11 protein-coding genes are annotated in these 11,956 nt (G+C 53.9%); 4 read left to right on the forward strand and 7 right to left on the reverse strand.

From position 1 onward, the window contains the following. The first annotated feature begins 156 nt into the window (after positions 1 to 156). The 4 genes from BUB13_RS04075 (at position 157) to BUB13_RS04090 (ending at position 4,687) form a co-directional block, all read left to right on the forward strand. Positions 157 to 954, forward strand: a complete 798-nt coding sequence (locus BUB13_RS04075) for a hypothetical protein (protein ID WP_072905872.1) — start codon at positions 157 to 159, stop codon at positions 952 to 954. Positions 955 to 1,088: 134 nt separating this feature from the next. After that, entirely contained in the window at positions 1,089 to 1,766 is a 678-nt protein-coding gene (locus tag BUB13_RS04080; RefSeq protein WP_072905874.1) for a TIGR04211 family SH3 domain-containing protein, read from the forward strand. Positions 1,767 to 1,962: 196 nt separating this feature from the next. Next, positions 1,963 to 3,315, forward strand: a complete 1,353-nt coding sequence (locus BUB13_RS04085; protein ID WP_072905876.1) for a HipA domain-containing protein — start codon at positions 1,963 to 1,965, stop codon at positions 3,313 to 3,315. 133 nt (positions 3,316 to 3,448) lie between these two features. Then, positions 3,449 to 4,687 carry a response regulator gene (locus BUB13_RS04090; RefSeq protein ID WP_072905878.1) on the forward strand — a complete coding sequence of 413 codons (1,239 nt, stop codon included), beginning with the start codon at positions 3,449 to 3,451 and terminating at the stop codon, positions 4,685 to 4,687. 13 nt (positions 4,688 to 4,700) lie between these two features. Here the strand turns inward: BUB13_RS04090 and sbtM are convergent, their stop codons facing one another. The 7 genes from sbtM to BUB13_RS04125 form a co-directional block, all read right to left on the reverse strand. Then, positions 4,701 to 6,254, reverse strand: a complete 1,554-nt coding sequence (sbtM, locus tag BUB13_RS04095) for a thio(seleno)oxazole modification radical SAM maturase SbtM (protein WP_072905880.1) — start codon at positions 6,252 to 6,254, stop codon at positions 4,701 to 4,703. 125 nt (positions 6,255 to 6,379) lie between these two features. Continuing rightward, positions 6,380 to 6,733, reverse strand: coding sequence for a thioselenooxazole RiPP selenobacteriocin SbtA (gene sbtA / locus BUB13_RS18750; protein WP_124747906.1), 354 nt, complete (start codon positions 6,731 to 6,733; stop codon positions 6,380 to 6,382). A 111-nt stretch (positions 6,734 to 6,844) separates the two neighbouring features. Next, complete coding sequence (locus tag BUB13_RS04105; protein WP_072905885.1) at positions 6,845 to 8,035, reverse strand: hypothetical protein; 1,191 nt, start codon at positions 8,033 to 8,035, stop codon at positions 6,845 to 6,847. Next, positions 8,032 to 8,709, reverse strand: a complete 678-nt coding sequence (locus tag BUB13_RS04110; RefSeq protein WP_072905887.1) for an ABC transporter ATP-binding protein — start codon at positions 8,707 to 8,709, stop codon at positions 8,032 to 8,034. Before BUB13_RS04110 ends, BUB13_RS04105 begins: the two co-directional genes overlap by 4 nt. Before the next feature lie 45 nt (positions 8,710 to 8,754). Then, entirely contained in the window at positions 8,755 to 9,984 is a 1,230-nt protein-coding gene (locus BUB13_RS04115) for an ABC transporter permease (RefSeq protein WP_072905889.1), read from the reverse strand. 2 nt (positions 9,985 to 9,986) lie between these two features. Then, a complete protein-coding gene (locus BUB13_RS04120) occupies positions 9,987 to 11,204 on the reverse strand; it encodes an ABC transporter permease (protein ID WP_072905890.1) in 1,218 nt (405 codons plus the stop codon). Then, positions 11,204 to 11,938 (reverse strand): outer membrane lipoprotein-sorting protein, encoded by a 735-nt coding sequence (locus BUB13_RS04125; RefSeq protein WP_072905892.1) that lies wholly within the window; start codon positions 11,936 to 11,938, stop codon positions 11,204 to 11,206. Before BUB13_RS04125 ends, BUB13_RS04120 begins: the two co-directional genes overlap by 1 nt. Positions 11,939 to 11,956 lie beyond the last annotated feature (18 nt).

Below are 11,956 nucleotides of genomic sequence, written 5' to 3' on the forward strand. Positions count from 1 at the left end.
TAGTTTCAAGCAATTAAAACACAAAAAGCGAAAGCACGGCAACAACGCAAAAAAGACCGGAATCAATCTTGCTTAAAACTCGCAACAGCATTTTTGACGTCAAATGACAGGCAAAAAGCTGAGGATTTCGCCAATAAATATGTTTCAGGAGGCCAAATGCCCAAGCAGATTTTCAAATTTTTTCTTCCATTTTTTTTCCTTTTTTTTCTAATATTTCCACTTTGGGCAGAAGAAAACGGTTCAACACAGAGAGCAGACAGCCAAAATCTGTTTCTGGCTGACTGTGATAAGTGCCATCAAAAAGAGCTTACCGATATCGCTGAAGCCGGGCTTGGCCACAAAACCGACATCAGCTGCACCGATTGCCACAATGGCCATCGCCCCAAAAACTTCGAAAACATTCCCAAGTGCTCTTTATGCCACCAGGGCAGCGAACACTACCAATTGCAACAATGCCTGATTTGCCACAACAATCCGCACCGTCCGCGAGAAATCGTTCTCCCGAAAAAAGCCCATCAAGAGTGCATGTCCTGCCACAAGACGCAAGGTATTGAGCTTGCGGAAAACCCCAGCTACCATAGCGACCTGGTCTGTACCGACTGCCACGTTGAACACGGCCAGCTACCTCCCTGCATGTCGTGCCACAAGGGGCATAACGAACAAATGACCGAGGAGGCCTGCAGCTTATGCCATCAACCTCACAAACCTCTGGCTGTCAGCTATGCAGCCACAACTCCAAGCAGCGATTGCAGTGGCTGCCACCCACAAGCGGCAAAAGAACTTTCTGCCAGCGGTAGCAAGCACAGCTCACTCAACTGTGCGGCCTGCCACCCACAGCAACATAAAAAGATACTTGAATGCAGCGACTGTCACGGCCGACTCCATGCGGATGAAATACTCAACCGTTTCCCGAACTGCGGGGGCTGTCACGGCAGTGCACATAACCTGCTTTAAGCAGCGAGGGCCTGGGGCAAAACGAACGCGGGCTGTCTGACCCTGCCGATGAGTAAAGTCTTGAAATATCTTGGCTCGCACTATAATATCGCCAAGTTAGAACCTTATTAAATGACTAAGCATCAGGGGGCACCATGAAGACCACAACAAGAACCGCTTTCATCGCCGTTCTTTTTACGTTACTCGCAGCAAGCGCAATTGCCGAAACCAGATACATCGCTGACCAACTGGTCGTCACCGTTCGCAGCTCGACCGGCAACAATTACCAGGCACTGGACAATCTGCCGACCGACACCCCGGTTGAAGTTCTCAGCGAAGACGCTAATTTTGTGAAGGTAAAAACTACCAAAGGAATTGAAGGCTACATCAGACGGCAATACGTTACCAAAAAGCTTCCTAAGCCTATTCAGATTGCGACGCTGAAAAAACAGAAAGAAGCCTTGGAGCAAAAGCTGGAGCAACAAAGCAACGAGTTGAAAAATGCCAGCGCGTTGGCCAACAGCAGCCAGACGGCAACCAGCGAGCTGACCACAGAGCTGGAAAAAACTCGTAAAGAACTTGAATCCGTGACCACGGAATACAATTCTCTGAGAGAGCGCTCGCAGAACATCATCAGTGTTACGACTGAACGGGATCAGCTGCTGGAAGAAAACAGTCAACTGCTTGGCGAGCTGAAAGTCCTGCAGGACGAAAATGCCAATTTCCATCGCTCCAACATGATCCAATGGTTCCTTGCCGGCGGCGGAGTTTTTTTCTTCGGCTGGCTGGCCGGAAAAGTTTCCCGCAAAAAGCAGCGCTACAGCAGGTTTTGATTCAACCTCAAGCCTCCCGTTTTCCGGGAGGCTTTTTCGTTTCCAGACCGCCCCCTTCCCCTAACCTCCCGCCGTTACAACGAAACTGCAGTCCCAGCCTTTTTAATCAATTCAAAACTAATATTAAATACCTTGATTTTAAGCTTTTTTCAGATAATTTATCATTCAGTATTCCATTCACCGGGATTGTCATTCAATGCGTGAAAAACAACAACAGGAACTGCGTCGACTTCTCAGCCACCGGGCCCACAGCTCACGCGATCTGATGCGCGGTCTGGGCGGGATCAGCCAACCAACCCTTTCCCGGCTGATCAACAGCATGCAGAACGAAATCGTCGTTATGGGAAAAGGCCGCTCAACCTGCTACGGCCTGCCTCGGACGATCCATGACAAAAGCGGAAAGTTCCCGGTTTACAGCATTGACCCACGTGGCGACGCCAAGCTTTACGGCTACCTCACATCGCTGCAGGGCGGCCAGTACTGGTGGGAGAGTGATGATGGCAATGGAGAGCTGTTCGAAAATCTGCCTTGGTTCTTGCTCGATCAAAAGCTGAGCGGCTTCGGTGCCCGGTCCTTCGCCTACCGCCGCAGCGAACTGTTACAACTGCCGCGCAAGCAGTCGGACTGGAGCGAAGATGACATGCTCTATGCCACCAGCAAGTGCGGCGAGGATCGCATCGGCAACCTGCTGATCGGTGAAGATTCCCTGGCTCGCTATTTTGATATGGCCCGCGAACAGACCGAAGCGATCGACCTCGATTCGCGCAACTGGCTCTATCCTCAGCTGGCACAAAAAACCCTGGCTGGCGAAATGGACAGTTCGCAGCTCGGCGGCGAACAGCCAAAGTTTTCCGCTTGCGTTGACGATCACGGCACCCCTTGCCACATGGTGATCAAATTTTCTCCTGCAGTCGAAAGCAACGAAGCACTCCGTTACGCAGATCTGCTGATTTGTGAACACCTGGCGCTGGAAGCGATCCGCATGGCCGGGCACACGGCTGCCCGCTCGCGGCTGGTGATTGCCGGCAAGCAAGTGTTTCTGAGCCTGAAACGTTTCGACCGACGTGGCGCTCTCGGCCGTTTACCGATGTTCTCTTTGCGCGCGGTACACGCTCAAATCAACGCACCCTGCGACAACTGGATCGATGCGGCAAACCGCCTCGAAAAAGCTGAACTGATTTCACCACAAGACAGTAAAAAGCTGCGCTGGTTTTCATTGTTCAGCGACCTGATCGGCAACACGAATCAGCACTTCGGCAATATTTCACTAATCCCGCATCATGGCGACAGCTACCTGCTGGCACCGGCTTACGGTGCCCGCCCGACCCTCTATGAGCCAATCGCCGGCGAAATCCCTTTGCGCCTTTTCACTCCGCCGCCGGTTCGCAACGAGGCCGCCAGCGAACTGCCGAGCGCCCTTGAAGCTGCCATTCTTTTCTGGAAGAGTGCTGCCGTCGACGAACGCATCTCCAACGATTTCAGACATATCTGCTACGAAAATTGCGAGCTGCTGAAACTGCGCAACGAAGGCCCGAAGCTGATCGTCTGACACTCCCCTAGCCTCGACAAAGAAAATTAGTTAAAATAGGCTAAACTTATTGGCAGGGCGAAAAAATCGGCTAAACTTTATAAAAGCGGATTTTCGACGACTCATTTTATCGATAGATATCAGGGAAGAACGCATGACTGCAGGAAACGCCAGAATCCTTTTCGTCGATGACGAAAACGTCATCATCAAGGGGCTGCAAAAATTACTCAGTGATGAGCAGTGGCAATGCCATTATGTAAACAGCGCTGATGAAGCCCTCGCTTTCCTGAAAGAGCAAGAGGTCGACCTGCTCGTCAGTGACTTCATGATGCCGCAGCGCAGTGGTATCGACTTATTGACCGACGTGAAACAGCAGTACCCCCAGATTATTCGTATTTTACTCACAGCATACATCGATAACGCCCAGACCACGAAAGCCCTCAGCGAAGGGCACGCTCAACAGATCGTCCCCAAACCCTGGATCGACCAGGAATTCAAAGAAATCATCCGCAGCGCGTTACGCCAAAGTGAGCAGCAAAAAAAGCACAGCCTGGAGTTCCAGAGACTGCTCAACTCGATCCCGCTTTTGCCTGCGCTTCCTGAAAGTTACTCGCAAGTGCAAAGCTGCATTACCGACGATGATGTCGATATCGAAAAAATGGCCAATATCATCAGCCAGGATGTCGGTATGGCCAGCTTACTGCTCCGCTGGGCCAACTCGGCCCTTTTCGGCCAACGCTACCATGTCGATACAATCAAAAAAGCAATCGTCGTTCTTGGCACTGAGATCGTCACCAACCTGATCCTTTCAGAATCGATCAGCAAGAGCCTCGCTGCCGCCGGTTCGATCGCTGCGGGTTTCGATATGAAGAAGTTCAGGTCACATTCAATCGCCACAGCGGCCATCGCCAGGCTACTGATAAAGTCGGTTTACAGCAACGACGCAGACCTGCAGGACAGAAGCTTTATTGCCGCTCTGCTGCATGATATTGGCTGGCTGATCGAAGCGAACTACTTTAACAAGCAATATCAGCAGGTCGTAGCAAAAAACCAGCAGGAAGGAATCAATTACCTTGCGGCCGAAAGAGAGGTTCTCGCGACCGATCACTGCGAACTTGGCAGTTTTCTCACCGAATGGTGGGCCCTCCCTTACTTCATCTCCAGCGCCATCGCCATGCACCACGAACCGAAATCCAGCCCGGTCGATCCGGAAATTGTCCAGGCGGTTTATCTCGCCAACCAACTCGCATACCGCTTCGGTTATGGCTGTAACGACGTTCCAGCTGGCCCGGAGATTGAGCAGACACTGCAGGATAAGTTTTTCCTGAACGAAGAAGGTCTGGAAATTCTACAGGTGGAAACCGAAAAGATCGTTGAAGCGTTCAGCAATTGAACATCTTCTCGGGCTAAGGATCGATGAAGCAGGCAGGATCCTTCTGCCGCAACGGATCAAGCCCGTAACCGTAAGCAACCGCCAGGCAGCCCCCGCAGTTAGCCCGCAACCGGCAACCATCGCATTCTTTGCAACCCTGCCGATAAGCCTTCGCCGCTGCTGAATAATAGATGTCCTGCAAACTCTGCTGCTTCATATCACCAATCAGTGACGGGAACTTACGGCAAGCATGCACCTGCCCGTCCGGCAGCAGCGAAACAAAATTGAAGGCTGCCCCACAACCGAACCCGGTACAACCACCAAACAATCCTTGCTGCTGCTTCTCCCGCTCGATATTCAACAGACTATCTTTCAATGCCATCGCCGGGTTGTTGCGCTGCGCCTGCAGATATTCAGCGACAAACGTTCGGTAATCGGCCGGTCGCGGCGATTCCAGGCTTGCACCCTCCCCGACCATCGACAGACGGTTGAAGGTGAACAGGTCGACCCGGTCACGCAGTTGCTCCGCCAGCGGCAACACCTGCGGCATATTGGCCTGCGTCAGGGTCAGCATCACCATTGAATAAATCTGCTTTTTTTTCAGCAGATCCAGAAATTCAAAAACCGAAGCAAAGTTACCCTTTCCACGGATCTGATCGTTGTGCTCCTGCAGCCCCTCCAGACTGACCTGGTAAAAAACCGGCTTGTCGATCTGCAGCAACCCATCAAGCTGTTCCTCGCTGACCGGGTTGCCAAGAATTGCTGCGTTCAGGTTGCGTTCGCAGGCTGCCCGGTAAAGAACAAAAAAGTCGGGATGCATAAAAGGGTTGCCGCCAGAAAAAGAGACCTGCCCGTAGACATGATGTTCGCGGCAGAAAGCACGCATCTGATCCAGCACATCCAACCCCTGCTGCAGACCGACATCATCCCGCCGGCTACGGTCGTAGCAATGCTTGCAGTGCAGATCGCAGCGGTGGGTGATGTGCCATTGCAGGGTGAAGGCTTCGGCACAGAGGAACTTCTCAGGTGTATTCTCGGGGATAGTGAAATCATCATCCTGACGGCGCAATTTCGATTGAGGCTGCAACAACAACCCTTTACTGACCGCACGCTGCAAAATCCGATCAATGTCTCCAGCGGGGCAACCCTGCTCTGCAGCGACCGACTCCGGCGGCAGATTTTCCACCACTATTTTCAAGGCCAGAAGATCGTTGGCGGTGGCAACACACTGGCAAAGCCCTCCATCATCAGGTCGCCGCCAGAACAGCAGAAACTGTTTTTCCGCCTGAGGTTCAATCTCTTTTCCGACCAGTAGCGCAAGCAGCGGCGACCAGTTGACCTCCAATAATTCAAGCCGCGAGTTGAGGCTCAGTTCAGAAACGCTCGGAGTCGCCTCGTTATCTTCCAGCCGTAATCGATAGAGGGTCAGCTCGACACGCGCTAGGTCGGGCAGAAATCCCGGACACCGTCCCTCCCCGGCCAGAACAGAAAGGCGCTCAGGCAGAGCATCAGCCTCCTCGCCAAGAAAAGAGTCCAGTTCCGGGAAATAATCTCTACTGATCGGAAAAATTTTATAAATATCGGTCATATTGAGATCTTCATAAAAAAAATGGATTGGCGCATCCCCAGAGTCATCGCCAATCCACCAGTTTTGCTACAGGTCTTGTTCAAGCATGTTTACAGTGCTCACGGCACTGATTAATTTGAGCCACCTCAGCCACTGCCGGCAGGCTTTTTCTTTACATCGTCGGTGCCCACGGCACCGTCACTTTGCCCACCTCAGCCACTGCCTGCTGGTTTCTTTTCTTCATCGGTGCTCACGGCACCTTCAGTTTGGCCACCTCAGCCACTTGCGGCAGGCTTCTTTTCTTCGTCAGTGCTCACGGCACCTTCGGTTTGCCCGCCTCAACCACTGGTTCCAGGTTTTTCAGCGCGAACTGCGCCGTCTCCTTTGCCCCCTCAGCCACTGCCCGCCTGAGCCGGTGGTGTAACCAACGCTCCACCGGTCGACATCAGGGTCGCAATACCGAGTCCGGCAAGGATTTTTTTCAAATCCTTGCGTTCCATGATTCTCCTCCTGTTCTGGGGATAGGCTCATAGCAGACCACAAAAACACGACTAAACCAGTATACAACTTAGCCTTAACAGGCGAAAAGTCAATCGGTTACGGAAGGAAAATTAAAAATACCAACGAAGGAGAAAGCCTCCGGAATCACCCACCGGGCCAAACTCACTGCGGATAATCGGCAAACCGAGAAGGGGATGACGATCGTTTTTTTCACCCAGCCCAAAAGCCCAGAACAGGTCGAGTTGCAGATCATTGGCCAGGGAGACAGAAAGCTGTGGCCGCAGCAGACAGGAGGCATCCCGCAGATTGTAGATAATCAATCCGCTCGCTGTCACCAGAGGGTGTAGTTCGTAGGAGGGAGCAAGCAGCAGGTAGTGCCGCCCCAGAAGGTAGCTCAAACCTTCCTGCAAAGGGGCCGAGGCGGCAACCAGCGGATAGTCCTGCGGATCGTTTCTGCCGGGTCCGTTGTAGAGATATTCAGCAAGCAATACCAGGCCATTATTGAAACGATACCAGAACTCGAGCGCACCAATGGCGAAATCATCCCGCAAATCACCTTCCGCTTGTCCGTCGTACCAGCTCAGCTCCCCTTTTAGCCCGACAGGTCCCAGCTCTCCAGCCAGACCGAAACCGACCATCGGCCGGTCACGCAATGTACCGGTCAGAATCAACATGTCGGCCAAACCGATATTTTCACTGAAAGTAACCAGGTAGCTGTTGTGCTCTGACTCATCCCCAAAGACAACAACGCCCCCGAGCTGGCCTCCGAGCCCGAAATAATGATTCAGCTTGATCGCATCGACACCGGGGCGAACATCGACATCGATGGCATCGGGCGGGAAAGGAGCGATCACATCAAGCGGAGAAAACAGGCTGATGCGGCCGAAACCGATCGCCTGCCGGCCGATTGTCCAGAGAGTTCCGTTGACATCGCCCTGAAGGTTGAATCGGTCGAGACGCAATTGCGCTTCGATGCGACCATCACTGTTCCAGTTATGTTCGGTATCGATCGCCCGGTTGTTCGAGCTCGCTGAAATCTGACCGAGAGAGTTCGGATCGCTCCAGAGTAGCTGCTGTTCCAGCGCCAGCTCAAAATCATAATCTTTCGCCAACCGACCACGCACATCGGCCCGGAAGTCCGCCGACGACAACCAGCCTTCCTCGTTGGAGTTGTTCGGCACACGATCGATGTACAGCCCAAGACTTTTTGCATGGCCTCCGAACTCGGTATCAGAGATCAAGCCAGCCTGCACCTGAAAAACCCAAGCAAGCAAACAGACGAGAAAAAGCAACCATTTCATCGATCCGACTCCAAACGGCCGTCACGCAAACTGACCACCCGTTGAGCGTGGGAAATAACCAACGGATCGTGGGAGCTGAAGATAAAGGTCGTCCCCTGCTCCCGGTTCAGTTCTTTCATCAGCGCCAGCAACTCTTCGCTGGTCTGGGTATCCAAACTGGCGGTCGGTTCGTCGGCCAGCACGACAGCGGGTTCCGCCGCCATCGCCCGGGCAATGGCAACACGCTGCTGCTGGCCGCCGGAAAGATCATTCGGCTTGCGATCCTCCAGCCCCTGCAGGCCAAGCTGGGCAAAGAGATCGACGATCCGCTGCCGCCGCTGCTTCTTGCCGATTCCCATCAGCATCATGGTGAATTCAGCGTTTTCCGCTGCCGTCAGCACCGGGACCAGGTTAAAAGACTGGAAGATGAAACCGATTTTGTTCAGCCGTATCTGCGACAACGTTTTCGAATCGGCCTGCCCGACCTCCTCGGCATCCAGCCAGACTTCGCCGTTGCTCGGCCGGTCGAGGCACCCGATCATGTTGAGCAGCGTCGTCTTGCCGCTACCGGACGGCCCGGCCAGCACAGTAAATTCACCCGCCTCAATCTGCAGCGACAGGTCCTCAACCGCCACCACCTGCTGATTGCCGAGAGGATAAATTTTGCTGACGGATTTAAGTTCAATCAGGGGCATTCGTGTTCTCCTTTTGCACCCGTCTACTTTCGCTCTGATTCGCCGCTAATGATGCCGCAAGGCTTCGGCAGGCAGAATTCGCCCTGCCTTAATCGCCGGATAAACCGCTGCAGCCAGCGACAATAACAGCATGAAACCGGCAATCTGCAGCATGTAGGGTAAATCCCAGCTTGCTCGCATGATTGGGTCGAACACGACACCGCCGAACTCGAGGCTGGAATCGATAAAATCGCGCAGGTCAATGCCGACAGCCGACAGGTACCAGGTCAGCAGCGAACCAAAGATGCTGCCGAGCAGCATCGCTACCACCCCGAGCAGAAATGCTTCGACAAACACCAGAACCCGCAATCGCAAAGTACTTGCGCCGACCGCCAACATGACACCGAACTCGCGAAACCGCTCCATTACCGACATCAGTAAAGTATTGATGACACCAATGGTGACGATCAGCAGCATGATGACGAAAATAAACTTCTGGCTGGCGTAATCAAGCTTGATGGCGTTCGACAGGTTCGGCATCGCTTCGTCCCAGGAAAGGGCACGCAGTTGCGGCCTGTCGTGGAGCAATGCCTGCAACAGCGGAAAGACCTGGCGATCGGCCCGTTGATCCTGCAGCACAACTGCCAGTTCGTGAACCTCACCCGGCATTCCGGCCATTGCCGCAGCCCGTTCCCGGCCCACCAGCAACAAACTTTTATCAACGTTTTTGATGCCGGTCGTCACAACACTGTGCACGCGAAACATTTCGCTGACCAGTTCACCGTCACGTCGCTGCAATGTCACAACGAACTTGTTGCCCGGTTTCAGTTGCAACTCTTTCAACAATCGGCTGCCGAGCACAGCTTCACGCCCGCTTAAGGTCGGCAGTTGCTCAGCCGTAAGATTTTTTAGAAACGGATTGATCATATGCTCGGCAGACGGATCGACCCCGGTAAGCAGAATGCCGCGACTCTCCCGACTCGATTGCGCCAGACCCGGCAAGTAGAGACGCGGCAGAACAGCCTCAACCCCATCCAGATCACTGATCTGCGACACCAGCTTTTGCGGGTCAAAAGAAAATTTTTCATCGCGCCCAGCGACATAATCCTGCTGATAGACCACCAGGTGGCCGGTTCCGGCACGCACACCACTGTCGATCATCTCCGAATACACACCGAAGGAAAGGTTATGGAATCCCTGCACCAGCATGAGGCTGAAGCTGAGCGCCGCTAAAGTTATCAGCGTTCGCCGCCGGCTGCGCCAGAGATTTTTCCAGGCGAGGAGGAAGAGGTCCATAATCACTCCTCCCTGATTGCGACCACCGGCTGCATGCGCGCAGCGCGGTTAGCAGGCAGAAATCCGGCCAGCAGACAGACCAGCAACAGAACCACGGCCGGGACCAGAATATTCGCCGTTTCCAGCACCGCATGCAGGCGTGGCAGAATGGTGCCGCCGGCGTAGGTGATCGGCGTCAAACTGCCGGACAGGTCGATACCGACAAACGCCATGTAGAGACTCAGCAGCACACCGAGGCCGACACCGAAAATAAGCGAAATCAGTCCCATCGCCAGTGTTTCCAGCAGCACCATCAGACGGATCTGGCCGGGCCGCATGCCGACCGCCATCAGCACACCGAATTCGCGCGTGCGTTCAAGCACCGACATGAAAAAGGTATTGAGGATACCGAGACCGGTGGCGATATAAAGAATCGTGACTATAATCATCCGTGAAACATCATAGCTGGCGACCACTTCTTTCATCTCCGGCAGCATCTGCCCCCAGTCAAGCACTTCCAGTTCCGGTGGCATCCCGCCCGTCAACTGGCCGGCCAGAATCGCCGCCTGCCGCGGTTGCTCAACGCGTAACGATATTTCATGCAATTTGCCCGGCAGAACCAGCAACTGTTGCAGCCAGCCAAGAGGGACAAGCACCAGGCTGTTATCGTGCCCTTGGTCGCCGGTGGAGAAAATTCCGCTGACCTGCAGCAGATCATTGCCGATGGAACCATCTGCGGCCTGGGTAACGAACACCAGTTCATCACCCGGCTGTACTGCCAGTCGTTTTGCCAGCCCGGCACCGATTACCGCGCCGTTCCGTTCCTCTTCACGCAGATAGCGCCCACTCTGCAGATGATCCTGCAGGCTGGTCACCTGCTGCTCATGCTGCGGCCGTATCCCCAGTAGCTCGACCGGCGCGCTGTTGTTGGCGAAAGAGAGAAGTCCGAAACTGCGTAGTCGGGGAGAGTAACCGGTCACCTGCGGGTGCCGCAGCGCGGGCAGATCGAGGTCTGCGGGAAAATTGGCGAACATGTCACGATCATCCTGATAACCTTTTGCGCTGATCACCAGGTGACCAAAGTACTGCTCGGTCGCGGAAGCGAGCATATCTTTGAGCATGCCGGAAAAAACACCGAGGCACAGAATCAACAGGGCGGAGGAGATAACCATCGCTGACAGGGTGAGCAGTGTACGGCGGCGATTCCGCCAGATATTGCGCAAAGCCAGTTGCCAGAGCATCAACGCCGGCCTTTCAATCTGCCGAGGGAAAAATACTCTTCCTGCAGGTCGATATCGAATTTGACTTTGCGATAATGCATGATGGTCTTTTCTTCCGGTTTTTCGACCGGCAAGACCTGCATGCGCAACGGGATGGTCCGCCCGCTGACGGCTTGCACATCGTCAAAAACGATCCGTCGTACCAGCACGTCTTCTTCGTCGAAATATTCGACCTCGATCGGCACCAGCGGCTCTTTCTGCAGCCTGTAAATGATTTTCCCCCAGATCACGGCGGCTTCAGGCTTTGGAATCCCCTCGATCACCCAGCGCCGCTCATCTTCCTCAAGCAGGGTAAAATCATAATCCTCATCGATATGGTTAGCCTTGACCAGATCGTCATTGGTGATGTGGCTGCCCATCCAGGCACCTCCCATCATCGACGGCGGGATACGGATCACCCGGTCAACCTTGGGTAGATAGTTCCACACCTCGCGATCAACTTTCAGTGTCGCCACGCCCTTCTCCTTGGCCGGTGCGAGAATGCGCACGAGAAAACGCTCACGGCCGAGCGACCAGGATTCCATTTTCAGCTGCCGCTCCCAGTGACCGGTTTTGATCGTCATCTCCAGCTCGATTTCTGAGGAATCACCGTTGTACTGCTGCTCCACCTTACGGATCAGCTCGGCAAGGTCGAACGCAGAGACAGTGGCGGGATACAACAGGAGGAATAAAAGAAAACAACGCAATATCGGCATAGCTAAAGATTCTTTCCA

This window comes from Malonomonas rubra DSM 5091 (assembly GCF_900142125.1).
Classification (GTDB): domain Bacteria; phylum Desulfobacterota; class Desulfuromonadia; order Desulfuromonadales; family Geopsychrobacteraceae; genus Malonomonas; species Malonomonas rubra.

Excerpts from the sequence above, each read along its gene's own strand:
- BUB13_RS04110 (WP_072905887.1), bottom strand. The coding sequence starts at position 8,709 with ATGCCCCTGATTGAACTTAAATCCGTCAGCAAAATTTATCCTCTCGGC.
- BUB13_RS04085 (WP_072905876.1), top strand. The coding sequence starts at position 1,963 with ATGCGTGAAAAACAACAACAGGAACTGCGTCGACTTCTCAGCCACCGG.
- BUB13_RS04090 (WP_072905878.1), top strand. The coding sequence starts at position 3,449 with ATGACTGCAGGAAACGCCAGAATCCTTTTCGTCGATGACGAAAACGTC.
- BUB13_RS04075 (WP_072905872.1), top strand. The coding sequence starts at position 157 with ATGCCCAAGCAGATTTTCAAATTTTTTCTTCCATTTTTTTTCCTTTTT.
- BUB13_RS04125 (WP_072905892.1), bottom strand. The coding sequence starts at position 11,938 with ATGCCGATATTGCGTTGTTTTCTTTTATTCCTCCTGTTGTATCCCGCC.
- BUB13_RS04120 (WP_072905890.1), bottom strand. The coding sequence starts at position 11,204 with ATGCTCTGGCAACTGGCTTTGCGCAATATCTGGCGGAATCGCCGCCGT.
- BUB13_RS04115 (WP_072905889.1), bottom strand. The coding sequence starts at position 9,984 with ATGGACCTCTTCCTCCTCGCCTGGAAAAATCTCTGGCGCAGCCGGCGG.
- BUB13_RS04080 (WP_072905874.1), top strand. The coding sequence starts at position 1,089 with ATGAAGACCACAACAAGAACCGCTTTCATCGCCGTTCTTTTTACGTTA.
- sbtM (WP_072905880.1), bottom strand. The coding sequence starts at position 6,254 with ATGACCGATATTTATAAAATTTTTCCGATCAGTAGAGATTATTTCCCG.
- BUB13_RS04105 (WP_072905885.1), bottom strand. The coding sequence starts at position 8,035 with ATGAAATGGTTGCTTTTTCTCGTCTGTTTGCTTGCTTGGGTTTTTCAG.